This window comes from Micromonospora sp. BRA006-A, assembly GCF_033433935.1.
Lineage (GTDB): Bacteria > Actinomycetota > Actinomycetes > Mycobacteriales > Micromonosporaceae > Micromonospora > Micromonospora aurantiaca.
Genome location: NZ_JANCLW010000001.1, coordinates 5,291,882 through 5,315,612, shown reverse-complemented (window position 1 = coordinate 5,315,612; position 23,731 = coordinate 5,291,882). Strand labels below are relative to the sequence as shown.

The window sequence follows — 23,731 nt, the reverse complement described above, 5'->3', positions numbered from 1 at the left end:
ATCTCCTCTCGCGCCCGTTGCGAGGTTAGTACCGCCCCGCCACCCGGGACGAATCCCGCCCGCTCCCGGCCCTCACTCCGCTGATCAAGGAGTTCGTGTCCGGTGGGAGCGCGGGGCAGCGCACAAACTCCTTGATCAACCCGGTGGGGGTGGGCGCGGGCGCGGGAGAGGGCGGGGGCACCGCGTACGCTTGGGCATCATGAGTGCCCCGTCCACGACCCCGCGTCCCGCCGCCGCCAACTCGGTCTGGCCCCGGCTGGAGCCGTTGCTGCCGCAGGTGACCAAGCCCATCCAGTACGTGGGTGGAGAACTCGGCGCGGTGGTCAAGGACTGGGACGCCGCGACCGTCCGGTGGGCGCTGATGTACCCGGACGCGTACGAGGTGGGCCTGCCCAACCAGGGCGTGCAGATCCTGTACGAGGTGCTCAACGAGCTGCCCGACGTGCTGGCCGAGCGGACGTACGCGGTCTGGCCGGACCTGGAGAAGCTGATGCGCGCCCACGGCGTGCCGCAGTTCACCGTCGACGCCCACCGCCCGGTGCGTGACTTCGACGTGTTCGGCGTCTCGTTCTCCACCGAGCTGGGCTACACCAACCTGCTCACCGCGATCGACCTGGCCGGCATTCCGATGCTCGCCGCCGACCGCACCGACGCCGACCCGGTGATCGTGGCCGGCGGGCACGCCGCGTTCAACCCGGAGCCGATCGCCGACTTCGTCGACGCCGCGGTGCTCGGCGACGGCGAGGAGGCGGTGCTGGAGATCACCGCCATCGTGCGGGAGTGGAAGGCGGAGGGCTCCCCGGGCGGCCGGGACGAGCTGCTGCTGCGGCTGGCCCGGACCGAGAGCGTCTACGTGCCGCGCTTCTACGACGTCGACTACCTGCCGGACGGCCGGATCCAGCGGGTCGTGCCGAACCGCCCGGACGTGCCGTTCCGGGTGCACAAGCGCACGACGATGGACCTGGACGCCTGGCCGTACCCGAAGAAGCCCCTGGTACCGCTCGCCGAGACGGTCCACGAGCGGTACGCGGTGGAGATCTTCCGGGGTTGCACCCGCGGTTGCCGGTTCTGCCAGGCCGGCATGATCACCCGTCCGGTGCGGGAGCGCTCGATCACCACCGTCGGCCAGATGGTCAAGGAGGGGCTGGAGTTCTCCGGCTTCCACGAGGTGGGCCTGCTGTCGCTGTCGTCGGCCGACCACTCCGAGATCGGCGACATGTGCTCCGGCCTGGCCGAGCAGTACGCCGGCACCAACGTCTCGCTGTCGCTGCCGTCCACCCGGGTGGACGCCTTCAACATCGACCTGGCCCAGGAGTTGTCACGCAACGGCCGCCGGACCGGTCTGACCTTCGCCCCCGAGGGCGGGTCGGAGCGGATCCGCAAGGTGATCAACAAGATGGTGTCGAAGGAAGACCTCATCCGCACCGTGGTCACCGCGTACTCCAACGGCTGGCGGCAGGTGAAGCTCTACTTCATGTGCGGCCTGCCCACCGAGACCGACGAGGACGTCCTGGAGATCGCCGACATGGCGCACGAGGTGATCCGGGCCGGCCGCGCCGCCACCGGGTCCAAGGACATCCGCTGCACGGTCTCCATCGGCGGGTTCGTGCCGAAGCCGCACACCCCGTTCCAGTGGGCCTCGATGGAGCGGCCGGAGGTCATCGACGGCCGGCTCAAGCTGCTCAAGCAGGCGATCAACAGCGACCGGTCGCTGGGCCGGGCCATCGGCTTCCGCTACCACGACGGCGAGCCGTCGCTGATCGAGGGCCTGCTCTCCCGAGGCGACCGCCGGGTCGGCGCGGTGATCCGCAAGGTCTGGGAGAACGGCGGCCGGTTCGACGGCTGGAGCGAGCACTTCTCCTACCAGCGGTGGGTGGACGCCGCCACCGAGGTGCTGCCGGCATACGGCGTGGACCTCGACTGGTACACCACCCGGCAGCGCGAGGAGCTGGAGGTTCTGCCCTGGGACCACCTCGACTCCGGCCTGGACAAGGACTGGCTCTGGCAGGACTGGCAGGACTCGCTGTCGGAGTACGAGCAGGACGACTGCCGCTGGACGCCCTGCTTCGACTGCGGCGTCTGCCCGTCCATGGACACCGAGATCCAGATCGGCCCGACCGGCCGCAAGCTGCTGCCGCTCACCCCGGTCAACGGGCTGAAGCTGCCCGCAGCCGCCCAGGGCTGAGGCCGCCGGCACCACCACGGAGCGCGGGAACCTGACCGGGTTTCCGCGCTCCGCCGTCTTTTCCCGGTGACCGGCGCGGTACGCGGGGTGGGGGTGCCCCGACTGGTCCTTCCTCGATACGCTGCGTCCGTAATGGACCGGCCGGGGCCGGTAGCGGGGAGGACAGCAGACATGGGCATCAATCCGCCGGACACCGGCGATCTGCACGTCAGCGTCGAGGACCTGGATGCGGCGGCCGAGTACATCGAGCGCCTCAAGCAGTACGTCGAGGACACCATCTCCTGGGAGATGGAGCGCATCAAGGAGAACATGAAGGGCGACAGCAACAGCCCGCAGATCATGTCCAACGGCACACCGTTCGGCGCGTTCGCCGACGCCCGGCTGCAGTGGCAGGCGCTGGAACGCTCCACGGCCAACATGGAGGCCCACCTCAAGGGCCTCTCCGCCAAGCTGAGCGGCCTGAAGAAGGGCACCGAGGACATCGCCAAGGCGTTCCGCGACGCCGAGGAGCGCAACGCCGCGAACGGCAAGGACATCGAACGGCTGCTGGAGGCCGCTGCTCCGCCGCCCGGCGGCGCCGAGCCGCCCACCTACCCGTACCCGGCCTGAGAGAGGAGACGGTCATGGCTGGAGCCACCTGGGAACGCTGTGTCCGCGAGGTGACGCTGTCGGCGGATCCGTACACCGTCGGCCTGGTCGGCTCGGGGTGGAGCAACCTCTCCACCGGTCTCGGCCACCTGCGCGACTCCCTCGTCGGCCGGTCGTTCGTCGGCCCGATCGCGGCCGGTCAGGAGCGCCCGCACACCGGCGGCCTGCCCGGGATGCTCGCCGGCTGGAAGGGCAGCGGCGGCGACGCGTACCGCGAGCACCTGTCCGAGATCGGCAAGGACATCGAGGACCTCATCACGCACGCCAGCAACGTCAGTGGCGCGCTGTCACGGATCGAGGGTGACATCCGCAAGACGGTGGCGAGCATCCCGATCCCGCTGATGGACAACTTCGGCTGGAACGAGTGGAGCCTGCCCGGCGGCACCGAGCTGGACGACGCCCGCGACGGGGAGAGCCAGTCCGGCTTCCTCGCCGCGCTGCGCAGCGACTACCAGGGCAACCAGTCCTTGTACGCCGACGGCGCGTTCCGCGACAAGGCCGACGACCTCGAAGCCACCATGAAGATCGACGGCAACGCCAGCGACCAGAAGCGTGGCGGCTGGTGGGACACCAAGTCGCACCTCGACAACTGGTACAACGACAACCAGAAGGCGGCGAACGCGGCGATGGCGCCGTTGCCGGCCGCGGTCGAGGCCGAGCGCCCCAAGCTGGCCGTACCCCAGCACAAGGACGACTTCGGCGACGGCTACCGGGGCGACCCGCGTGTTCCCCCGTCGGGCGTACCCGGTGGTGGCCTGCCCGGCGGCGGCGCACCCGGCGGCGGTATGCCCGGTGGTGGCATGCCCGGCGGCGGCCCGATGCCGTCCATCGGCAGCACCGGCATCGGTGGTGGCACGCCCGGTGGCGGCTCGTACACGCCGCCCCCGGGTGGTCCCGGCGGCGGCCTGCCGGGCGGCGGCTCCTACACCCCGCCGACCACCGGGGGGATCCCCGAGCTCGGTGGCGCCCCCGGCTCGGGCACACCGGAGTACGGCAGCGGCCTGGCCGGCGCGGGCGGGCCCGGCACGGTCACCGCCGGTGGGCCGGGCACGCTCGGCCTCGGGGCCGGCGGCGTCGGCGGTGGCGCGGGTGGACTGAGCGCCGGTGGCGGCGGCTTCGGCGGCGGTGGCGCCGGCCTGGGCTCGGCCGGTGGGATCGGCGGCGGTGGGATCGGCGCGGCCGGCGGCATGGCCATGGGCGGCCTGCCCGGCATGGTCGGCGGCGGTAACGGCAAGGTTCCGCCGCTGACCAGCGCGGCCAGCGCGCTGAAGGCCGCGGCCGCGGCGGGACCGGGCGGCGCGGCCGGTACGCGTGGCGGGCTGGCCGGCGCCGGAATGATGGGCGGCGGAATGATGGGCGGTCACGGCGGAGCCGGTCACGGCGGCGACGCGGCAGGGCACTCGTCATGGTTGACTGAGGACGACGATCCGTGGGGCGCCGGTGACGGTGCGTCCCCGGGCATCCTGCGATGAGGACGGACGGATGAAGGTGCACGTCGGCGCGCTCCGGCCGGTGGCGGCCGGTCTGCTTGCCGGACTGATGCTGCTGGGCGCCGCCCAGCCGGCGGTCGCCGCTCCGCGTCGCGCCGAGCAGTGGTATCTGGACGAGCTGCGGATCGACCGGGCGCACCAGATCTCCACCGGCCGCGGCGTCGTCGTGGGCGTGGTGGACACCGGCGTCGACGCGGGGCACCCCGACATGCGGGGCCAGTTGCTGGCCGGGGGGAGCACCCGCGATTCCGGCGACGGGCGGCGCGACCCGGACGGTCACGGCACCCACATGGCGGGGATCATCGCGGCCAACGGGACCGGGGTGGTGGGCATCGCGCCCGACGCCCGGATCCTGCCCATCCGGAAGCCCGCCGGCGACGCGTTCACCTCGGACGACTCCGCGCGGGGCATCCGGATGGCTGTCGACGGCGGGGCGAAGGTGCTCAACCTGTCGTACGGCGGTGCCGGAGCCGTGGAGGAGGTCGAGGCAGCCGCGATCCGGTACGCGCTGGAGCGCGACGTGGTCGTGGTGGCCGCCGCAGGTAACGCCCGGCAGGCCGGCCCGGACGTCACCTCACCCGCCAAGATCCCCGGCGTGATCGCGGTGACCGGCACGGTCCGGGGCGGGGGCTTCTGGTCCGGATCGGCCTCGGGGCCGGAGGCGGTGATCGCCGCGCCCGGTGACGAGGTCTACAACATCGGACCGGACCGGGGCTACGGCTGGGGTGACGGCACCTCCGACGCCGCCGCCGTCGTCTCCGGCGTCGCGGCGCTGATCCGGTCGAAGTACCCGAAGCTCTCCGCACCCGACGTGATCAACCGGATCATCCGCACCGCCCGGGACGCCGGCCCGCCCGGCCGCGACCCGCGGTTCGGCTTCGGCCGGATCGACCCGGTGGCGGCACTCACCGCCGACGTACCGGGGGTGTCGGCGAACCCGCTGCTCGGGGCCGCCGCGCCGAACGCGTCGGCGCCACCGGCCGCCGCCGAGGACGACAACTTCGACGTGACGAAGTACGGCGACCGGGGCGGTCCCACCGACCAGCAGGTGATGGTCATCGGTATCGGCATCGCCGTGGCGCTCGTGGTGCTGCTGGCGCTCGTGGCGTTCCTGATCTGGAACCGCCGCCGTCACCGGCGTGAACTGGCCCGGGCCGGCACGATCCCGGACGAGGAACTGGACCGGCTGAACGGTCAGGGCCCACCGGTGCCCGCCGGTCACGCGGCCGCCCCGCCGCCCGGCTACGGCGCACCCGGCGGCTACCCGCAGCCCGGCGCGCACCCCCACCAGGGCGGGTATCCCCAGCAGGGCGGATATCCGCAGCCGGGGGCGTACCCGCCGCCGGGCGAGGGCGCCTACCCGCCCCAGGGGCAGGCCCACCACGCCCCACCCGGCCAGAGCCCCTACGCCCCACCCGGCGACAACCGCTCCTGACCCACCCCGCTACCGCCCCGGCCCCGCGCACACCCGCGCCCACCCACCAACCCCGGCCCGCCCTCGGCCCGACGATCATGAAGTTGGCGGCACATTCGGAGATCGACTTCGCCGCCAACTTCATGATCAGCGGGGCGGGCGCGGGGTGGAGCGGGCGGGGGTGGGGTTTGGGTGGGTTTGGGGTGGGTGGGGTGGCCCCGGGTGTGGGACGTGGCGGGCGCTGCGTCAGGATGAGACCGATACGCAGGCACAGCCGAGGAGCTCACGATCGCCAGAAAGCCTCAACCCGAGGGCGGCCAGGCCCCCGTCGTCCAGCGGGTCCGTATCCGGTACGCCAAGCGTGGCCCGCTGCGGTTCACCTCGCACCGGGACTTCGCCCGGGCCTTCGAGCGCGCGCTGCGCCGGGCCGGCGTACCGATCGCCTTCTCCCAGGGGTTCACCCCGCACCCGAAGATCTCGTACGCCTCGGCCCCCCCGACGGGTGTGGCGAGTGAGGCCGAGTACCTGGAGATCGGGCTCCGTGAGCCGGTCGACCCGGCGAAGCTGCGCGAAGCCCTCGACGGTGCCCTCTCGCCCGGACTCGACGTACTCGACGCGGTGGAGGCCACCGGCGGCAGTCTGGCCGACCGGATCGAGGCGTCGTACTGGCGCATCGAGTTGCCCGAGGTCGATCCGAAGGTGCTCGCGCAGGCGGTGGCGGCCTTCACCGCCGCCGACAAGATCCAGGTCGAGCGGATGACCAAGCAGGGGCGGCGTACGTTCGACGCCCGAGCAGCAGTGGTATCCATCGATGTGATGGCTCCGGCTGAGACGCCTTCCGGGGCGGCGGCCGTACCGTGTGCGATACTCGAACTGGTCGTGCGGCAGGTCACCCCGTCCGTTCGGCCCGATGACGTCCTGTCCGGCCTCCGCGCGGTGGCCGCCCTGGAGCCGCCGGTCACCCCGAAGGTGATCCGGCTGGCGCAGGGCACGCTGACCGCGCAGGGCGAGATCGTCGATCCGTTGGAAGCGGATCGCGACGGGGCAACCATCGGAGAGCGCTGACCGTCGGTCAACGCTCTGGCAGGCAGACTTCGGCGGTCGCGCGTTTGCGCGCCCGGCGGAAACACCTTTGCGGCAACCCTGCGTGGCAGCGCTCACCCGCGCCCGGGGCAGCCAGAACTGGAGAACGTCCATGCTCGAGAACGAGCCCGAGGGCGGCGAACGGACCGGCGCAGAGCCGGCCGGGACGACCGCCGACAGTGTCACCACCTCCGGTAGCGCCGCGGGCGCGACCCCGGCCGGTGCCGAGGGAGCCACCACGGACGGCACCGTGGAGGGTGTCGCCGAGACCAAGCCGCCGGCCCGTAAGCGGGCCAGCCGCCGCAAGGCCGCTCCGCTGAACCAGCCGGAGCAGACCGACGCGCCGGTCGAGGCGTCCACCACGGTGACCGGCAGCGGCGAGTCGCCGCAGGCCGAGGTGTTCGCACCGATCGCCGGTGAGTTGGACACCGCGCCCAAGACCACCCGGCGGCGTCGTAAGGCGACGCCGGCGAAGGCGGTCGAGGAGCCGGTGGCCGCGGCCGGGGTGGAGGCCGCCTCGGAGGAGGTCGTGCCGCCGGTCAAGGTGACCCGGACCCGTCGCCGCAAGGCCACGCCGGCTGCCGAGACCGTCGCCCCGGACGAGACCGCCGCCGCGGGGCAGGCGCCCGCGGACGGCGTGATCGACGGGCCGGTGTCCGCGCCCGGTGGCGATCTGATCGCCGAGGGACGCGCCGACATCGACGGCGGCGAAGCAACCGTCCCGGGCGGGACCGCCACCGAGGAGACCGCCGGTACCGCCGCCGGGACCGGCGGGCGGACCCGCAGCGGCCGGCGCGCCGCCGCCAAGACCACCGCCGCCGGCGAGAAGACCACCAGCGGGAGCCGGGCCGCCGCCGGTACGGCGAGCATCGGCGCCGCTGAGAGCACCGTCGAGGACGTCGAGGACGAGGACGCCGAGAGCGAGACCGGCGGGACCGCCGAGGACGCGGGCGCCGCTGCCGCGCGTACCCAGGAGGTCGACCTGGCCCGCAGCGGCGGCCCGGCGGACGCGACGGGCGTCGTGTCGACGGGTGCCGCTGTGCCGCGCGTGGCCGAGGAGCCGGCCGAGACGCCGCCGCCCACCAGCCGCCGCCGTCGTGCCGCGCTCTCCGCGCCGACCGTCCTGTTCATGGCGCCGCAGCCCGACGAGGCGCCGGCCGTCCAGGTGACGTACCCGGCGGCGGAGGAGCCGATCGAGGAGGCGGTCGAGACCGGCCGGCGCCGCCGTCGCGGCCGCCGTGAGGTCGAGCCGGTCGAGGCCGAGGTCGAGCCGGAGGTCGCCGAGGAGGAGTCCGCCGCCGAGGCCGAGGAGGCCGTCGAGGGGGACGAGGACGACGAGACGGCCGCGGGCCGGCGTCGCCGTCGCCGGGGCCGCCGCGGTCGTGGCCGGGGCAAGGGCGGCGCGGACGAGGCCGACGACGAGGACGGCGAGCCACCGGTCGGGGCCGAGACCGCCGAGGGTGAGGCTGAGGAGTCCGCGGAGGACGAGGAGGCCGAGGGCGAGGGGATGACCCGCCGCCGTCGCCGCCGCCGCCGCCGGGGCGCCGGAGAGGCGGACACCGCCGCCGAGGACGGTGTGCCGACCGTCGTCAAGATCCGTGAGCCGCGCAAGCCGGTCGACGAGGTGCAGGGTGTCTCCGGCTCGACCCGGCTGGAGGCCAAGCGGCAGCGCCGCCGGGACGGCCGCGAGCAGCGGCGTACCCGCCCGCCGATCCTCAGCGAGTCGGAGTTCCTGGCCCGCCGCGAGGCGGTGGACCGGGTGATGGTGGTCCGCCAGCGCGGCGACCGCACCCAGATCGCCGTGCTCGAGGACGGCGTGCTCGTGGAGCACTACGTCACGCGGAACTCGTCCGGCACCATGGCCGGCAACGTGTACCTGGGCAAGGTCCAGAACGTCCTGCCGAGCATGGAGGCGGCCTTCGTCGACATCGGGCGCGGGCGCAACGCGGTCCTGTACGCCGGTGAGGTCAACTGGGACGCCACCGGCCTGGAGGGCCGGGCCCGTTCGATCGAGCAGGCGCTGCGCTCCGGCGACTCGGTGCTGGTGCAGGTGACCAAGGATCCGATCGGGCACAAGGGTGCGCGGCTGACCAGCCACATCGCGCTCTCCGGCCGGCACCTGGTCTACGTGCCGAACGGCAACGCCTCCGGGATCAGCCGCAAGCTGCCCGACACCGAGCGCAAGCGGCTGCGGGACGTGCTGAAGAAGCTGGTGCCGGACGGCGCCGGGGTGATCGTCCGGACCGCTGCCGAGGGCGCCAGCGAGGACGAGCTGGCGCGTGACGTCAAGCGGCTCCAGGCGCAGTGGGAGGACATCCAGGCCAAGGCGACCGAGGGCGGCGCCCCGGTGCTGCTCTACGAGGAGCCGGACCTGGTCATCCGCGTGGTCCGGGACCTCTTCAACGAGGACTTCCGCGAGCTGGTCATCGAGGGCGAGCCGGCGTACGACCTGGTCGAGTCGTACCTGTCGCACGTGTCGCCGGACCTGGTGGCGCGGCTGCGCCGGCACGCCGGGGTGGCGGACGTGTTCGCCGAGTACCGGATCGACGAGCAGATCCTCAAGGGGCTGGACCGGAAGGTCTTCCTCCCGTCGGGCGGCTCGCTGGTGATCGACCGCACCGAGGCGATGACCGTCGTCGACGTCAACACCGGCAAGTACACCGGCTCCGGAGGCAACCTGGAGGAGACGGTCACCCGCAACAACCTGGAGGCTGCCGAGGAGATCGTGCGCCAGCTGCGGCTGCGTGACCTCGGCGGCATCGTGGTGATCGACTTCATCGACATGGTCCTGGAGTCGAACCGGGAGCTGGTGCTGCGCCGGCTCACCGAGTGCCTCGGCCGGGACCGCACGAAGCACCAGGTCACCGAGATCACCTCGCTCGGCCTGGTGCAGATGACCCGTAAGCGCATCGGCGCGGGCCTGCTGGAGGCGTTCAGCGAGACCTGCGAGTGCTGCAAGGGCCGGGGCGTGATCATCCACACCGAGCCGGTGCCGGAGAAGCCGCGCGGCGGGGCGGGGGAGAAGGTCAAGGCGGTCGCCTCGGCTGTCACCGCGCCGGCCGAGGAGAAGAGCGGCCGGCGCCGGGGCCGCAAGGCGACCGCGGAGAAGCCCGCCGTGGAGGCCGCGCCGGAGCCCTCAGCCGAGCAGCCGCAGACCGTCTCCGAGGCGCCGGCCGCCGTCGCGCCGCCGGCCACGCCGGAGCGGACCGTCGCCGAGGTGGTCGAGACCGACGACGACTACTACGACACCCAGGGCTACGACCTGTCCCGGTTCGAGACGGACACGCCGGCCGCCCCGGCCGTGGCGGACAGCCAGGAGGGCGACTCGGCCCGGCTGGCCGCCGCCGACGACCCGGACGCGATCGGTGACGGCGACAACGACGACGACAGCGGCGCCCCGCGCCGGCGGGCACGCCGTGGTGGCGCCCGGCGGCGTACGCGGCCGTGAGGCCGTAAGCCACTGACCTGCGCGAACAGGGCCCCCGTTCCGCCGTTACCCGGCGGAGCGGGGGCCCTGCCGTGCCGGTCGAGCCCGGCGGGCGGGCGCCGGACGGTAGCCCGGTTTGGGGGGCGGGTCGGGTATGGCGTACGCTTGCCTGCGGCGCACTTTGGTGTGCCGAGTTCCCGCGTGCCCGCGCTGCCGGTGTCACGGCTCCCGGCGAGACGCCGTGGGAACGACCGCGAACGGTGTGACAGCCGACTGCGGTGGAATAGACGCCAGTAGCCTCAACGACAGGGAGTCCGCCTCCGATGTACGCGATCGTCAAGACCGGCGGCAAGCAGTACAAGGTCGCCGAGGGCGACGTGATCGAGGTCGAGAAGCTCGCCGGTGCCCCCGGCGACGCGGTGAAGCTCACCGCGGTGCTCCTCGTCGACGGTGACGACCTGGTGACCGACGCGGCGAAGCTCGCCAAGGTCGCGGTGTCCGGCGAGATCGCCGCGCACACCAAGGGCCCGAAGATCCGGATCCACAAGTTCAAGAACAAGACCGGCTACCACAAGCGCCAGGGTCACCGCCAGCCGCTGACCCAGGTCAAGGTGACCGGCATCTCCAGCGGGAAGTAGGTCGTCCTCCAATGGCTCACAAAAAGGGTGCGTCCAGCTCGCGTAACGGCCGTGACTCCGCGGCCCAGCGGCTCGGCGTGAAGCGCTTCGGTGGTCAGGTCGTCAGCGCGGGTGAGATCCTCATCCGTCAGCGTGGCACCAAGTTCCACCCCGGTGACCTGGTCGGCCGTGGCGGCGACGACACGCTGTTCGCGCTGGCCGCCGGTTCGGTGCAGTTCGGCACCAAGCGCGGTCGCAAGACCGTCAGCATCGTGCCGCAGCAGTAGTTCTCCTGCGAAGCGGGCCGCGGACCTCGAGTCCCGGCCCGCTTCGCTTTTCCCCGTGCGGGGCGGACCCCGCTGGAAGGATTGGCGTCGTGACGACGTTCGTTGACCGGGTCGTCCTGCACATGCAGGCCGGCGACGGCGGGCACGGCTGTGTCTCGATCCACCGGGAGAAGTTCAAGCCGTTCGGCGGGCCGGACGGCGGCAACGGCGGCCACGGCGGCAGCGTGTCGCTGGTGGTCGACCCGCAGGTCACCACGCTGCTCGACTTCCACTTCCGGCCGCACCTGAAGGCCGAGAACGGCAAGGGTGGCGCCGGCTCGAACCGGGACGGCGCCAACGGCCGCGACCTGCTCATCAAGGTGCCGAACGGCACCGTCGTGCAGAGCCTCGACGGCGAGGTGCTGGCCGACCTGGTCGGCGTCGGCACCACGTTCGAGGCGGCCCGGGGCGGCCGGGGCGGGCGCGGCAACGCCTCACTGGCGAACGCCCGCCGCAAGGCGCCCGGCTTCGCGGAGCTGGGTGAGCCCGGCGACCGGCTCGACGTCGTGCTGGAGCTCAAGAGCGTCGCCGACGTGGGCCTGGTCGGCTTCCCCTCGGCCGGCAAGTCGTCGCTGATCTCGGTGATCTCCGCGGCCAAGCCGAAGATCGCCGACTACCCGTTCACCACGCTGGTGCCGAACCTGGGCGTGGTCCGGGTCGACAACCACACCTTCACCGTCGCCGACGTACCGGGCCTGATCCCGGGCGCGGCCAGCGGCAAGGGCCTGGGCCTGGAGTTCCTCCGCCACGTCGAGCGCTGCGCCGTGCTGGTGCACGTGATCGACACCGCGACGCTGGAGCCCGGCCGCGACCCGCTCGCCGACATCGACGCCATCGAGTCCGAGCTGTCCCAGTACGGCGGCCTCACCGACCGGCCCCGGCTGGTCGCGCTCAACAAGGTCGACGTGCCGGACGGCAAGGACCTCGCCGACATCGTCCGCCCCGACCTGGAGGCCCGCGGCCTGCGCGTCTTCGACATCTCGACGGCCACCCGCGAGGGTCTGCGCGAGCTGACGTACGCGATGGCGGAGCTGGTCGAGCAGGGTCGCCGCGCCGCCCCGCCGGCCGAGCCGACCCGGATCGTGATCCGCCCGAAGGCGGTCGACGACGCCGGCTTCACCATCGAGGCCGAGCCGGACGGCTCGTACACGGTGCGCGGCAGCCGGCCGGAGCGCTGGGTCAAGCAGACCAACTTCGACAACGACGAGGCGGTGGGCTACCTGGCCGACCGGCTGGCCCGCCTCGGCGTCGAGGAGAAGCTCGCCAAGGCCGGCGCGCAGGCCGGTGACCTGGTGCGCATCGGCGACCGGGAGTTCGACTGGCAGCCGACGCTCTACGCCGGCGTCGACTTCGTGCCCGGTAACCGGGGCACCGACGTACGGCTCGAGGAGAAGTCGAACCGCCCTTCGGCGTCCGACCGGCTGGCGGCCCGCAAGGCCCGCCGGGTCCGGCCGGAGGACGAGGTGGAGGCCGCGCCCGCGGCGGAAGCGGACGCCGAGTAGCCGTTCCCGGGTCGGTGGCGGGAAACCTGCGCGAAATCCGGCCGATCTAGCGTACGGGCATGTTGATCGAGTCCCGTCCCGCCACCGATCCGGAGATCGCCGCGCTCGTCGTCGCCCAGCAGCGTGAGTTGCGCGACGCGGACGGCGGGCTGGACGGGCAGGTCACCGTCGTGCACACCGACATCCACTACCTGGCCGCCGTGGTGGGCGGCCGGGCGGTCGGCTGCGGTGGGCTCCAGGCGCTCGACGCCGAGACCGGCGAGCTGAAGCGGATGTACGTGCGGCCGGCGTACCGGGGGCGGGGCATCGCCCGGCAGTTGCTGGTGGCGCTGGAGGAACTGGCGTTCCGGCACGGGCACCGCACGGTGTGCCTGGAGACGGGCACCTACCTGCCGGCCGCGATCGCGCTCTACCGATCAAGCGGTTACGAGCCGGTCCCGGTGTACGGCGAGTACGTGGACAACCCGTACAGCGTCTGCTTCGCCAAGCGGCTGCCGGTGGCGGCCTGACGCTCGCACACCATCGCCGGACCTCCTCGACCCGCTCGCGCCTGCCCTCCTGCCCGGCACCGGGCCGGGGCAAACGCCGCACCGGCGTGTCGCACCTGGTCACGGGCGGTCGAAGGGAGCCTCCACCCGGGTGCCGGTGCCGAGGTTGTTGTTGAGCAGCAGGCCGGCGGCGAGCATGCCGAAGCCGAGGGCCAGGTGCAGCCAGTTGTCGGCGTCGTTCACCGGCACGAAGTTGACCGAGGTGTCCCTGTCGATGGCGAAGCCGTACAGCCACAGCACCAGGTAGAGCGCGCCGCCGCCGGCCAGGAAGACCCGCGCGCCGGCCACCCGCCGGGCCATCACCAGACCGGCCAGCCCGAACAGCAGGTGCAGCAGGTTGTGCAGCACCGACACCTGGAACACCCCGAGCAGCTTCGCCTCGGAGTGGTGCCCGGCGAACGTCATCTCGCCGTAGTGCGTGGTGATCCCGGGAATGAAGCCGAGCACGCCGATGAGCGCGAACAGGGCCGCCGCCGCGAGGGCGACCTTCTGCACCGCAGGCCGGGCGGGTGCGTGTTCGCGCACGTCACGTGCCATCCCTGTCACCCCCGTGGACCTCGCCGCCGCCCGGGCGGGCGGGTACCCCATTGTCTGACCGGGGTGGGGCGCTCCCGCAGAGAATTCACGAATCAGGCATGGACCCGCCGACCTCGGGTAGGGCGATTGTCATGCGGAAACAATCCGCGTACCCCCGAAGACACCCGCTGGGAAACACGAGCGGAAGGGACACCATGACTCAGGATCTTTCCCCCAGTTCGGCCACGTACCAGTCGACGAACGGTGGTGGCGGCGTACGTGACCAGGCCCGCCAGGTCGGCTCCGACGCCGCGAGCGCGGGCGGCGCGGTCGCGCAGACCGCAAAGGAGCAGGGCCGGGAGGTGGTGGGCGAGGCCAGGCGGCAGGCCCGCGACCTCTACGGCGAGACCCGCAACCAGGTCACCGCCCAGGCCGGTCAGCAGCAGCGGCGCGCCGCCAGCGGGCTGCGTTCGCTCGCCGACGAGATGCGCACCATGGCGCAGCAGGGCGGCGGCTCCGGGCCGGTCACCGAGCTGGCCCACCAGGCGGCCGAGCGGGTGCACGGCGTGGCCGGCTGGCTGGAGCAGCGCGAGCCGGGCGACCTGCTCAACGAGGTGAAGACCTACGCCCGCCGCAACCCGGGCACGTTCCTCGTCGGCGCGGCGCTGCTCGGCGTGGTCGCCGGGCGGCTCACCCGCAACATCGCCGCGATCGGCGACGACAGCGCGGCGCGACCGGCGTACGACCCGGACCGCACCGCCGTCATCCCGACGGCGCGTGAGGTGCCGGACCAGGTGCCGCCGGGCGGCTACCTCGACCCGACGCCGGGCAGCTACGCCGAGCCGGACCCGGGCTACTCCGCGCCGGGCGCGACCTACCCGGCCGACGGCGCCCCGAACACCTGGGCCGACCCGGCGGGTGGCACCGGTCAGCCGCTGCCGCCGCCGGAGCGTACCGACCCGCTGCCGGGTGTCCCGTCGACCGGCGCTCCCCGCCCGTGACCGGGCGTACCGGCGGAAGGGAGGCGACGGCATGACCGTACCCACGCAGGACCCCGGCTATCAGGCGGCGGGTGCCCCACCCCACGCCGACGAGGTGCGCGGCAGCTCGCTCGGCGATCTGATGCGCCAGGTCACCACTGACCTGTCCACGCTGATGCGCCAGGAGGTCGAGCTGGCGAAGGCGGAGATCCGCCAGGAGGGCAAGAAGGCGGGCAAGGCCGCCGGACTGTTCGGCGGCGCCGGCTTCGGCGGCTACATGGTGGCGCTCTTCGTCTCGATCGCGATCTGGCAGTTCCTCGACAACGTCATGGACTCCGGGCTGGCCGCGCTGATCGTGGCCGTCATCTGGGCCGCTGTCGCGGCGGTCCTGTACTCGATGGGCAAGAAGAACGCCGAGCGGATCCGCGGCCTGAAGCAGACGAACGACAGCGTGCAGCGCATCCCCGACGCGCTCAAGCCGCACCCGGAGGGAGTCACCCGATGAGCACCGATCCCGAGCAGATCCGCCGCGAGATCGAAGCCACCCGCAACAACCTCAGCTCGGACGTGGACGCCCTGGCGTACAAGGTCAGCCCGAGCCGCATCGTCGACGACCGCAAGCAGCGCGTCCGCAGCGCGCTGACGAACGTGAAGGACAAGGTGATGGGAACCGCTTCGGACCTCGGCCACAGCACCGGCCACGCCGCCCACTCGGTGGGCGACCACGCCTCCTCGATGGCGTCCACCGTGGGCGACAAGGCGCAGTCCGCCGCCGCCACGGTGAGCGACGCCGCGCACCGGGCGCCGCAGGTGGTGCGGCGCAAGTCCGAGGGCAACCCGATCGCCGCCGGGGTGATCGCCTTCGGTGTCGGCATGCTGGTCTCCTCGCTGATCCCGGCCACCCGCCGCGAGCAGCAGGTCGCCGCGCAGGTCAAGGAGAAGGCCGCCGAGCACGGCGGGGTGGTGAAGGAGAAGCTGGGCGAGGTCGCCGGTGAGCTGAAGGACGAGCTGCGCGAGCCGGCGCAGCACGCCGCCGAGTCGGTGAAGGCCACCGCGCAGGACGCCGCGTACGCGGTCAAGGACGACGGCCGCACCGCCGCCCAGGACGTCCGGCACAGCGCCGAGCAGGTGCGGTCCTGAAGGTCCGCGCCCTCGGTTGGGAAGGGCCCCTTCTTATCGCCCAGGCGATAAGAAGGGGCCCTTCCTTACACCTCAACGCGCAGCGGCGGGGGCACCGCCCCGGTCTCCACCCAGAGCACCAGATCGTCGGGGCGGTGCCGCGTCATCCGCCGGCGCAGGACCCCTGTGGGGTGGGCCGCCGTCCGCAGCCGGCCGCCCGCGTAGGGCACCCCGCCACGCAGCCGCCGGCCCACCGCCAGCCAGGCGCACAGGCCGCGTTCCAGCACCCAGGCGGGCGCGGCCAGGCTGGTGTGCGCCGGGAAGACCCGGGCACCGCCGGCCCGTCGCCGGCCCAGCTCCGCCACGGCGACCGTCGCCAGTCCGGCGCGCAGCAGCAACCCGGGCCGGCGGGTGGCGAGCGCGACGGCCGTCGCCGGCAGCACCGCCAGCGCGGCCAGCATCCACACCGGCCGGGCCGTCTCGTCGTACGCCTGCCGGACGCGCTGCCCGAGGAAGTGCGCGACGGAGGGCGGGAGCCGCCGCACGTACAGCCACGCCGGGGTGGCGGTGCTGCCGCCGTACGCGCGCACGGTCCGGAACAGCTCCAGGTTCTCGAAGAGCACGTCGGGGTCGTAGCCGCCCATCGCCAGGAACGTGCTTCGCCGCACCCCGAGCGTGCCCGGCCAGTCGCCGCCGAACACGCGGGCCAGCAACGTCCGGCCGGTGTCCCACCAGGCGTGCCAGGGCAGCGGGTCGAAGTGGTTCTGCGGCCGGACCAGGTCCACTCCGTCCAGCAGCTGGTGCACCGCGCACAGGGCCGCCCGGTCGTACCGGACGTCGTCGTCGGCGATCACCACGTGCTCGTGCCGGGCCAGCGCGACGCCGGTGAGCACGCCGAGCACCTTGCCGTTGCGCCCGCGCAGCGCCGGGTCCGGCGGCATGTGCCGGACCAGCCCGCGCCACGCGTCGGCGTGCCGGGCGAACAGCTCCGGCGCCGATCCGTCGACCACCACCACGTCGACCCACCGGCTCAGCTCCCGCAGGTACCCGGTCAGCTCGTCCAGGCCGCCGTCGTCGGGGGCGCGCAGCGGCAGGACGTACGCCATCGGCAGCCGGACCGGCGCGGACACCGTGCCCTCGTCGCGTGGCGGCGCGGCGGTCGGTCGGGTCATGTCGTCTCCCCTCGTGCCGGGTGGCGCGACTTGCCCGGAATGCGGCTGCTGAAACCGTTTCGGGCGGGCTGTGTCGGGTAGCGCAGCCGGATATCGCGGCCGGCGAGGTCGACCCCGGCCTGGCCCGGTTCAGCGCAGCGGGCGTACCCCACCGGCCGGGCGTGCGCCGTCGGCCGGGCGTACCCCGTCGAGCACCAGCCCGCCGGGCGGCAACGCCGGCATGGCGCCGAGGTCGAGCGCCAGATCCTGCGGCGGTACGCGGTAGCTCATCGCGCCGGTCAGGTTCGTCACCGCCCGCTTCATCAGCTCGATCGTGATCCACTCACCGGCGCAGCGGTGGCCGGTGAAGTGGTCGCCGCCGCCCTGCGGGACCAGGCCGAACGGGTCGTCGCGCCAGCCGGCGAAGCGTTCCGGGCGGAACCGTTCCGGCTCGGGCCACAGGTCGGGGTGGTGGTTGGTGCCGTACAGGTCGAGCAGCACCCGCCGGCCCTGCGGGAACGTGTACCCGCGCCACTGGAACGAGCGGCGGACCCGGGCCGCGGCGACCGGGAAGAACGGGTAGTAGCGGCGTACCTCCTGCACGAACTGCTCGGTCGCGGCGTCGTCGCCCGGCAGCCGGTCCCGCCAGTGCGGGTGGTCGTGCAGCGCCAGCGCGGCGAAGACCACGTACCGGTCCACCGCGACGGTGGGGCGCAGCACGTTCAGCAGCTCCACAGCGGCGATCCGGCGGGGCAGCGGCAGCCCTCGTTCGTCCCGGTGCCCGGCCACCACGGCCAGCGCGCTGCCCTCCGGGGCGGGCACCGCGTCCGCGCGTACCCGCTCGATCAGCTCGCCGGCCCAGCGTTGCGCGTGCCGGCGGCCGAGCCGTCCACGCCAGTGCCGGGGGCCCACCGCGGCCGGCGCCTCGATCATGGCGTGCATCTCGGCGGTGCGGCGCGGCACGTCGGCCTCGGCCAGCGGCACCCCGGCCCAGGCCCAGACCGTACGGGTCAGGATCCTTCCCACCTCGTCGTAGAGCACCACCGGGCCGCCTTCGGCCCAGTCGGGGATCCGGGCCCGCCACTGCTCGTCGAAGATCTCCCCGAGACGGCGGACCGAGTCCGGCGTCATGATCGACATGAACATCGCCTTGCGGACCAGGTGGGCCTGCCCGTCGAGGCCCTGCACGCCGCCGACGCCGGTGAGCGTGCGCTGCCCGCGCATGGGCATGGCGCCGCGCCTGACGAACCGCTCCTCGTCGTAGAACAGCTCGGCGGCCTCCCGGCCGCGCAGGCAGATCGTCGGCTCCAGCAGCAGCCGGGTCTGGAAGACGTCGCTGCCGAGGCGGTCGCAGCGGGAGCCGACGAATCGGTAGCCCTCCCGGAGGAACGCCAGCGTGCTGTCCGGGCTCCGGTCGCTCGGCATGGTGCTCATCTCGGCTGCTCCTGACGCGGGTCGGCGGCGCTGCCTACCTACCCGGGCCGGCGCGGCCGAACCCTCCATTCCAGCAGCTCCGGCCCCGTGGGGGAGGGGCCGGCCACGCGGGCGGGCGCTGGCCCCTCCCCGGGCGCGGAGAAGCTGGTTGGCTCGGGTTCGCGGACCGGCGGCGACCGGCCCGCAGCCCGCCGGCGCGACGCCCGGCGGGCGTCATCGACGACGGGGGAGGGCACCGATGCGTGACGACAGGGCGGCACGACGGCACCGCGAGGCACCGGCCCGGCTGCGCGGCGACGGCCGCGACGGGCCGCTGATCGGCACGCCCCGGCGCGCCGCCGCCCGCCCGCCGCGCCACTTCACCGTGCACCTGGGCTTCGCCGCCGCCGATCCGGCCGTCGCGCGGGAGCACGCCGTGGCGTACGCCGAAGCACTCGGCCTGCTCCGCCCGGAGCTGGCGCTCGGCGCGGCGGCGCTGTCCCCGGCGGACGCCTGGCACCGCGCCGAGCGGCTGTTCTGCGACGCCGCCGGGCCAGACGGCGAGCGCTGCGCCGACGTGGCCGGTCACCCCGGCTTCCACCATGCGCCCGGCCCGGGCGGGCTCGGCTGGGGCGACGGTGACTGAGGTGCGCTCAGTCCAGGTCGAACTCGCCGTCCTGGGCGCCCGCGACGAACGCGTCCCACTCGGCCTGGGTGAAGACCAGCACCGGCCCGTCCGGCTCGGCGGAGTTGCGCATACCGATCAGGTCGTCGACGAAGGCCACTTCGACCGCTCCCTCGGAGGTGTCGCCCTCAGCCCGCTGCCAAACCGCCCGGGAGAGGTCGAAATCGCCCTTGGGGTGCTGACCCATCGCTGCTCCTCCATCGCCATGCGTAACGAGACGGCCCGAGCGGACCTCATCGGGCAGGATAAGCGGATGCCGAGCCTCACCCGTGCAGAGGCGACCGCGCGCCGCGCGTCGATCAGCGTCGAGTCCTACGATGTGGACCTCGACCTGACCGGCGACGCCGAGCGGTTCCGCTCCGCCGTCACCATCCGGTTCCGGGCCACCCCCGGCGCCGAGACCTTCGTCGACGTCAAGCCGCGCCGACTCCTCGCCGCCCGCCTCAACGGCAACGACCTCGACCCGGCCCTGCTCGCCGGCGACCGGCTGCCGCTGACCGGCCTGGCCGAGGACAACACGCTCACCGTCGAGGCCGAGATGGCCTACTCCAACACCGGCGAGGGGCTGCACCGTTTCGTCGACCCGGCCGACGGCGAGACCTACCTCTACGCGATGTCCTTCCTGGACGACGGGCCGCGCCTCTTCGCCGCGTTCGACCAGCCCGACCTGAAGGCGCCGGTGACGCTGACCGTCACCGCGCCGCCGGAGTGGACTGTCGCCGCCAACGGGCCGCTCGCCGACCGGCCCGCGCCCGGGCGCTGGGAGTTCGCCACCACCGAGCCGCTCGCGACCTACTTCGTCTCGCTGATCGCCGGGCCCTGGCACGTGCTGCACGCCGAGCACGACGGCATCCCGCTCGGCCTCTACTGCCGGCGTTCGCTCGCCGCCCACCTGGACGCCGACGCCGAGGAGATCTTCACCGTCACCCGGCAGTGCTTCGACCGTTTCCACGAGCTGTTCGCCGAGCGCTACCCGTTCGGCAAGTACGACCAGGCGTTCGTGCCCGAGTTCAACGCCGGCGCGATGGAGAACCCCGGGCTGGTCACGATCCGCGACGACTACGTCTTCCGCTCCGCTGTCACGGACACCCAGCGGGAGTTGCGCGCCACCACCATCGCGCACGAGATGGCGCACATGTGGTTCGGCGACCTGGTCACCATGAGCTGGTGGGATGACCTCTGGCTCAACGAGTCCTTCGCCGAATACCTCGGCACCCGGGTCACCGCCGAGGCGACCCGGTTCGACCGGGCGTGGACCACGTTCGCCAGCCGCCGCAAGGCGTGGGGCTACACCGCCGACCAGCGTCCCTCCACCCACCCGGTGGCGCCGGAGGAGGTCGCAGACGCCGCCCAGGCGCTGCTGAACTTCGACGGCATCTCGTACGCCAAGGGCGCCAGCGTGCTGCGCCAGCTCGTCGCCTGGCTCGGTGACGAGGCGTTCCTGGCCGGGCTGAACGCGCACTTCGCCGCGCACCGCTTCGGCAACGCGACGCTCGCCGACCTGCTGGCCGCCCTGGGTACGGCGAGCGGCCGCGACCTGGACGGCTGGGCGGAACGCTGGCTGCGCCGCGCGCAGGTGAACACGCTGCGGGTCGACACCGCCGTGGACGCCGACGGGCGGTGGTCCGACGTGGCGATCGTGCAGACCGCCCCGGGGAGCCACCCGGTGCTGCGGCCGCACCGCATCGGGGTGGCCCACCACAGCGCGGACGGCCCGGCGTACCGGGTCGAGGTCGACCTCGACCCCGACGCCGACGGCGGCCGGACGCCGCTGCCCGAGCTGGTCGGACGGCCCGCCACCGGGCTCGTGCTGCCGAACGCCGGTGACCTGACGTTCGCCAAGATCCGCCTCGACCCGGCCTCGGCGGACGCGGTGCCGCTGCTGCTGCCGGGGCTCGACGACTCGCTGGCCCGGGCGCTGCTCTGGGCTGAGACGCTGGACGCGGTCACCGACGGGGAGCGGCCGGCCGGCGTGCTCGCCGGGCTGATCGCGGCGGCGCTGCCCGCCGAGACCGAGGTGACGATCGTCGAGGACGTGCTGCTGCTCAGCCGCCGGCTGATCGACCGCTACCTCGACCCGCTCGCCCGGGACGCGGCGCTGCTGCGGGTGGCGACCGCCTGCGGGGCGTTGCTCGATTCGGCACCCGCGGGCGGCTCCCTGCAACTGGCGGCGGCGCGGGGCCTGATCGGTGCCACCACCGACACCGCCGTGCTGACCGGCTGGCTCGCCGGCAAGGACGTGCCGCCGGGCCTGGCGGTCGACGCCGACCTGCGCTGGGCGGTGCTTCGCCGGCTCGTGGTGCTCGGCGCGGCCGGTGCGCCGGAGATCGACGCCGAGGCCGACGGCGACCGCAGCGCCACCGGCGCCGAGCAGGCAGCCGCGTGCCGGGCCGCGCTGCCCGACGCCGACGCGAAGCGGGCCGCCTGGGAGATCGTCACGCGCAGCACCGAGTTGTCGAACCGGCTGGTCGAGGCGACCGCCGAGGGCTTCTGGCAGCCCGAGCAGGCCGAGCTGACCGCCGGGTACGTGGAGCGCTACTTCACCGACATGCCGGCGGCGGCGCGGCTGCGTACCGCGTGGGTGGCCGACGCGGTCACAGTGGCCGCGTACCCCCGCTACGCCGTGTCGCAATCCACCCGGGAGATGGCCGCGGCGCTGCTGGCCCGCGACGACCTCACGCCCGGCCTGCGGCGATGGGTGACCGACCTGGACGACGACATGCGCCGGGCGCTGGTGGCCCGGACGGCGGTGGCCGCCGCGTCGGCCTGATCGGGGCACGCCGGGCGGGGCCACCCGCCCGGCGTGGCCGACCCCGCCCGGGCCCGCCCGCCGCGCGGCCTACGATCGCGGGGTGGAGGAAGACATCCGGCGGGTCGGCATCATGGGTGGCACGTTCGACCCGATCCACCACGGGCACCTGGTGGCGGCGAGTGAGGTGGCCGACCGGTTCGGCCTGGACGAGGTCGTCTTCGTGCCGACCGGGCAACCGTGGCAGAAGGCGGAGGAAGCGGTCACCCCCGCCGAGGACCGCTACCTCATGACGGTGATCGCCACCGCCTCCAACCCGCGTTTCCAGGTGAGCCGGGTCGACATCGACCGGGGCGGTCCCACCTACACCGTCGACACGCTGCGCGACCTGCACGCCGAGTACGGCCCGAAGGCCCAGCTGTTCTTCATCACCGGCGCGGACGCCCTGGAGCGCATCCTCTCCTGGAAGGACCTGGACGAGGCGCTCGAACTGGCCCACTTCATCGGCGTGACCCGCCCCGGTTTCGAACTCACCGACAAGCACCTGCCGGCCGACTCGGTGAGCCTCGTGCAGGTGCCCGCGATGGCGATCTCCTCGACCGACTGCCGCGCGCGGGTAGCCCGGGGCGAGCCGGTGTGGTACCTGGTGCCCGACGGTGTGGTGCAGTACATCGCGAAACGGCGTCTTTACCAGCGATGATTCGCCCCCGTGTGTCCCGGTTCATGCCTGAAATCGACCAGAACTGACAAGTCGCCACACCGCCGGGTGTGAGACGCTTGGAGAGTCGCACGGTTGATCGAAGGAGAACGGTGACAGTTTCCGAACGCGCGCACGAGCTGGCGATGGCCGCCGCCCAGGCCGCGGCCGACAAGAAGGCACAGGACATCGTCATCATCGACGTGGGCGACCAGCTCGCGATCACCGACGCGTTCCTGCTGGCCGCCGCTCCGAACGAGCGTCAGGTGCTCGCCATCGTCGACGCCATCGAGGAGCGCCTGCTGGAGCTGCCGGAGAAGGCCAAGCCGGTGCGCCGCGAGGGCGAGCGGGGTGGCCGCTGGGTGCTGCTCGACTACGTCGACATCGTGGTCCACGTCCAGCACACCGAGGAGCGCGAGTTCTACGCCCTCGACCGGCTCTGGAAGGACTGCCCGCAGATCCCGTTCACCGATCGCGACCTGGCCGACTCGGCCGCCGGCACCGCCACCGCCGAATGACCCGCCTGATCGTCTGGCGGCACGGCAACACCGACTGGAACGCCGGAAGCCGCGTCCAGGGCCAGACCGACGTGCCGCTCAACGACCTCGGCCGGGAGCAGGCGCGCGCCGCCGCGCCGGTGCTGGCCGCGCTGCGCCCGGACGCGATCGTCGCCAGCGACCTGCGCCGGGCCGCCGACACCGCCGCCGCTCTCGCGGCGCTGACCGGGCTGCCGGTCCGCTCCGACGCCCGGCTGCGCGAACGGCACTTCGGCCAGTGGCAGGGCCTCACCCTGACCGAGGCGGCCGAGCGGTTCCCCGACGAGTACGCCCGCTGGCGGGCCGGCGACCCGGACCCCGGCGCCGGCATCGAGCCCCTCGGTGACCTGGGCGCCCGGCTCGGCGCCGGGTTCCAGGACGCGGCCGACCTCGCCGTCGACGGCACCGTCGTGGTGACCACCCACGGCGGCGGCGCCCGGCAGGGCGTCGGGCACCTGCTCGGCTGGGACCACACGGTGCTGCGCAGCCTCGGCGCCCTGGCGAACTGCCACTGGACCGAACTGCGCCACGACGACGTGCGGGGCTGGCACCTGCGCGCGTACAACGTCGGCCTGATCACCCAGCCGGCGCTCACCGACGCCGTCTGACACCTCCGGCCCCGGCACGTTACAGCGCCATCGGCTA

General features: G+C 73.5%; 22 protein-coding genes. 18 read left to right on the top strand and 4 right to left on the bottom strand.

Features of this window, described 5'->3' with window-relative positions; translation table 11 throughout:
* Positions 1-199 precede the first annotated feature (199 nt).
* From NMK34_RS24170 to NMK34_RS24125, 10 genes are all read left to right on the top strand, one after another.
* Complete coding sequence (locus NMK34_RS24170; protein WP_318335343.1) at positions 200-2,185, top strand: TIGR03960 family B12-binding radical SAM protein; 1,986 nt, start codon at positions 200-202, stop codon at positions 2,183-2,185.
* Between the two features lie 171 nt (positions 2,186-2,356).
* Complete coding sequence (locus tag NMK34_RS24165) at positions 2,357-2,794, top strand: hypothetical protein (RefSeq protein WP_318335342.1); 438 nt, start codon at positions 2,357-2,359, stop codon at positions 2,792-2,794.
* Positions 2,795-2,808: 14 nt separating this feature from the next.
* Positions 2,809-4,305 (top strand): hypothetical protein, encoded by a 1,497-nt coding sequence (locus tag NMK34_RS24160; RefSeq protein WP_318335341.1) that lies wholly within the window; start codon positions 2,809-2,811, stop codon positions 4,303-4,305.
* A gap of 10 nt (positions 4,306-4,315) precedes the next feature.
* Positions 4,316-5,758 (top strand): type VII secretion-associated serine protease mycosin, encoded by a 1,443-nt coding sequence (mycP, locus tag NMK34_RS24155; RefSeq protein WP_318335340.1) that lies wholly within the window; start codon positions 4,316-4,318, stop codon positions 5,756-5,758.
* 324 nt (positions 5,759-6,082) lie between these two features.
* Positions 6,083-6,802, top strand: coding sequence for a TIGR03936 family radical SAM-associated protein (locus tag NMK34_RS24150; protein WP_318336411.1), 720 nt, complete (start codon positions 6,083-6,085; stop codon positions 6,800-6,802).
* Between the two features lie 130 nt (positions 6,803-6,932).
* Entirely contained in the window at positions 6,933-10,268 is a 3,336-nt protein-coding gene (locus NMK34_RS24145; protein WP_318335339.1) for an Rne/Rng family ribonuclease, read from the top strand.
* A gap of 302 nt (positions 10,269-10,570) precedes the next feature.
* Positions 10,571-10,885 carry a 50S ribosomal protein L21 gene (rplU, locus tag NMK34_RS24140; protein ID WP_018787289.1) on the top strand — a complete coding sequence of 105 codons (315 nt, stop codon included), beginning with the start codon at positions 10,571-10,573 and terminating at the stop codon, positions 10,883-10,885.
* An 11-nt stretch (positions 10,886-10,896) separates the two neighbouring features.
* Positions 10,897-11,151: a 50S ribosomal protein L27 gene (gene rpmA, locus NMK34_RS24135; RefSeq protein ID WP_013288010.1), complete on the top strand. Its 255-nt coding sequence runs from the start codon at positions 10,897-10,899 to the stop codon at positions 11,149-11,151.
* A gap of 89 nt (positions 11,152-11,240) precedes the next feature.
* On the top strand, positions 11,241-12,692 hold the full coding sequence (obgE, locus tag NMK34_RS24130) for a GTPase ObgE (protein WP_318335338.1): 1,452 nt from the start codon (positions 11,241-11,243) through the stop codon (positions 12,690-12,692).
* Between the two features lie 59 nt (positions 12,693-12,751).
* Positions 12,752-13,201 (top strand): GNAT family N-acetyltransferase, encoded by a 450-nt coding sequence (locus NMK34_RS24125; protein ID WP_318335337.1) that lies wholly within the window; start codon positions 12,752-12,754, stop codon positions 13,199-13,201.
* A gap of 99 nt (positions 13,202-13,300) precedes the next feature.
* Here the strand turns inward: NMK34_RS24125 and NMK34_RS24120 are convergent, their stop codons facing one another.
* Positions 13,301-13,765 carry a DUF4383 domain-containing protein gene (locus NMK34_RS24120; protein WP_318336410.1) on the bottom strand — a complete coding sequence of 155 codons (465 nt, stop codon included), beginning with the start codon at positions 13,763-13,765 and terminating at the stop codon, positions 13,301-13,303.
* A 206-nt stretch (positions 13,766-13,971) separates the two neighbouring features.
* Between NMK34_RS24120 and NMK34_RS24115 the strand changes: the two genes are divergently transcribed.
* From NMK34_RS24115 to NMK34_RS24105, 3 genes are read left to right on the top strand one after another with little or no spacing between them, the layout of a single operon-like run.
* Positions 13,972-14,757: a hypothetical protein gene (locus tag NMK34_RS24115; protein WP_318335336.1), complete on the top strand. Its 786-nt coding sequence runs from the start codon at positions 13,972-13,974 to the stop codon at positions 14,755-14,757.
* Between the two features lie 31 nt (positions 14,758-14,788).
* Complete coding sequence (locus NMK34_RS24110) at positions 14,789-15,241, top strand: phage holin family protein (protein ID WP_018787295.1); 453 nt, start codon at positions 14,789-14,791, stop codon at positions 15,239-15,241.
* Complete coding sequence (locus NMK34_RS24105) at positions 15,238-15,876, top strand: DUF3618 domain-containing protein (RefSeq protein WP_318335335.1); 639 nt, start codon at positions 15,238-15,240, stop codon at positions 15,874-15,876. Before NMK34_RS24110 ends, NMK34_RS24105 begins: the two co-directional genes overlap by 4 nt.
* Before the next feature lie 65 nt (positions 15,877-15,941).
* Here NMK34_RS24105 and NMK34_RS24100 read toward each other — a convergent pair whose 3' ends face one another.
* On the bottom strand, positions 15,942-17,027 hold the full coding sequence (locus tag NMK34_RS24100; RefSeq protein ID WP_318335334.1) for a glycosyltransferase family 2 protein: 1,086 nt from the start codon (positions 17,025-17,027) through the stop codon (positions 15,942-15,944).
* Positions 17,028-17,156: 129 nt separating this feature from the next.
* The gene (locus NMK34_RS24095) at positions 17,157-18,440 is read right to left on the bottom strand and encodes a cytochrome P450 (protein WP_318335333.1); all 1,284 of its coding nucleotides are present in this window, start codon (positions 18,438-18,440) and stop codon (positions 17,157-17,159) included.
* Positions 18,441-18,678: 238 nt separating this feature from the next.
* On the opposite strand from NMK34_RS24095, the gene NMK34_RS24090 reads away from it, so the two are divergent.
* A complete protein-coding gene (locus tag NMK34_RS24090) occupies positions 18,679-19,065 on the top strand; it encodes a hypothetical protein (RefSeq protein WP_318335332.1) in 387 nt (128 codons plus the stop codon).
* A gap of 7 nt (positions 19,066-19,072) precedes the next feature.
* On the opposite strand, the gene NMK34_RS24085 is transcribed toward NMK34_RS24090, so the two are convergent.
* The gene (locus NMK34_RS24085) at positions 19,073-19,291 is read right to left on the bottom strand and encodes a DUF397 domain-containing protein (protein WP_013287999.1); all 219 of its coding nucleotides are present in this window, start codon (positions 19,289-19,291) and stop codon (positions 19,073-19,075) included.
* Between the two features lie 66 nt (positions 19,292-19,357).
* Here NMK34_RS24085 and pepN point away from each other — a divergent pair, with 66 nt between their 5' ends.
* The 4 genes from pepN to NMK34_RS24065 all read left to right on the top strand — a co-directional run bounded on the left by pepN (position 19,358) and on the right by NMK34_RS24065 (position 23,694).
* The gene (gene pepN / locus NMK34_RS24080; protein WP_318335331.1) at positions 19,358-21,874 is read left to right on the top strand and encodes an aminopeptidase N; all 2,517 of its coding nucleotides are present in this window, start codon (positions 19,358-19,360) and stop codon (positions 21,872-21,874) included.
* A gap of 82 nt (positions 21,875-21,956) precedes the next feature.
* Positions 21,957-22,553 (top strand): nicotinate-nucleotide adenylyltransferase, encoded by a 597-nt coding sequence (gene nadD, locus NMK34_RS24075; RefSeq protein WP_013475510.1) that lies wholly within the window; start codon positions 21,957-21,959, stop codon positions 22,551-22,553.
* Between the two features lie 110 nt (positions 22,554-22,663).
* On the top strand, positions 22,664-23,068 hold the full coding sequence (gene rsfS, locus NMK34_RS24070) for a ribosome silencing factor (protein WP_013287996.1): 405 nt from the start codon (positions 22,664-22,666) through the stop codon (positions 23,066-23,068).
* Positions 23,065-23,694 (top strand): histidine phosphatase family protein, encoded by a 630-nt coding sequence (locus tag NMK34_RS24065; RefSeq protein WP_318335330.1) that lies wholly within the window; start codon positions 23,065-23,067, stop codon positions 23,692-23,694. Before rsfS ends, NMK34_RS24065 begins: the two co-directional genes overlap by 4 nt.
* Positions 23,695-23,731: the final 37 nt, after the last annotated feature.

Excerpts from the sequence above, each read along its gene's own strand:
- NMK34_RS24145 (WP_318335339.1), top strand. The coding sequence starts at position 6,933 with ATGCTCGAGAACGAGCCCGAGGGCGGCGAACGGACCGGCGCAGAGCCG.
- mycP (WP_318335340.1), top strand. The coding sequence starts at position 4,316 with ATGAAGGTGCACGTCGGCGCGCTCCGGCCGGTGGCGGCCGGTCTGCTT.
- NMK34_RS24115 (WP_318335336.1), top strand. The coding sequence starts at position 13,972 with ATGACTCAGGATCTTTCCCCCAGTTCGGCCACGTACCAGTCGACGAAC.
- NMK34_RS24125 (WP_318335337.1), top strand. The coding sequence starts at position 12,752 with ATGTTGATCGAGTCCCGTCCCGCCACCGATCCGGAGATCGCCGCGCTC.
- NMK34_RS24110 (WP_018787295.1), top strand. The coding sequence starts at position 14,789 with ATGACCGTACCCACGCAGGACCCCGGCTATCAGGCGGCGGGTGCCCCA.
- NMK34_RS24065 (WP_318335330.1), top strand. The coding sequence starts at position 23,065 with ATGACCCGCCTGATCGTCTGGCGGCACGGCAACACCGACTGGAACGCC.
- NMK34_RS24085 (WP_013287999.1), bottom strand. The coding sequence starts at position 19,291 with ATGGGTCAGCACCCCAAGGGCGATTTCGACCTCTCCCGGGCGGTTTGG.
- NMK34_RS24165 (WP_318335342.1), top strand. The coding sequence starts at position 2,357 with ATGGGCATCAATCCGCCGGACACCGGCGATCTGCACGTCAGCGTCGAG.
- pepN (WP_318335331.1), top strand. The coding sequence starts at position 19,358 with ATGCCGAGCCTCACCCGTGCAGAGGCGACCGCGCGCCGCGCGTCGATC.
- NMK34_RS24095 (WP_318335333.1), bottom strand. The coding sequence starts at position 18,440 with ATGAGCACCATGCCGAGCGACCGGAGCCCGGACAGCACGCTGGCGTTC.
- NMK34_RS24105 (WP_318335335.1), top strand. The coding sequence starts at position 15,238 with ATGAGCACCGATCCCGAGCAGATCCGCCGCGAGATCGAAGCCACCCGC.
- rpmA (WP_013288010.1), top strand. The coding sequence starts at position 10,897 with ATGGCTCACAAAAAGGGTGCGTCCAGCTCGCGTAACGGCCGTGACTCC.
- NMK34_RS24100 (WP_318335334.1), bottom strand. The coding sequence starts at position 17,027 with ATGACCCGACCGACCGCCGCGCCGCCACGCGACGAGGGCACGGTGTCC.
- NMK34_RS24160 (WP_318335341.1), top strand. The coding sequence starts at position 2,809 with ATGGCTGGAGCCACCTGGGAACGCTGTGTCCGCGAGGTGACGCTGTCG.
- rplU (WP_018787289.1), top strand. The coding sequence starts at position 10,571 with ATGTACGCGATCGTCAAGACCGGCGGCAAGCAGTACAAGGTCGCCGAG.
- NMK34_RS24090 (WP_318335332.1), top strand. The coding sequence starts at position 18,679 with ATGCGTGACGACAGGGCGGCACGACGGCACCGCGAGGCACCGGCCCGG.
- NMK34_RS24170 (WP_318335343.1), top strand. The coding sequence starts at position 200 with ATGAGTGCCCCGTCCACGACCCCGCGTCCCGCCGCCGCCAACTCGGTC.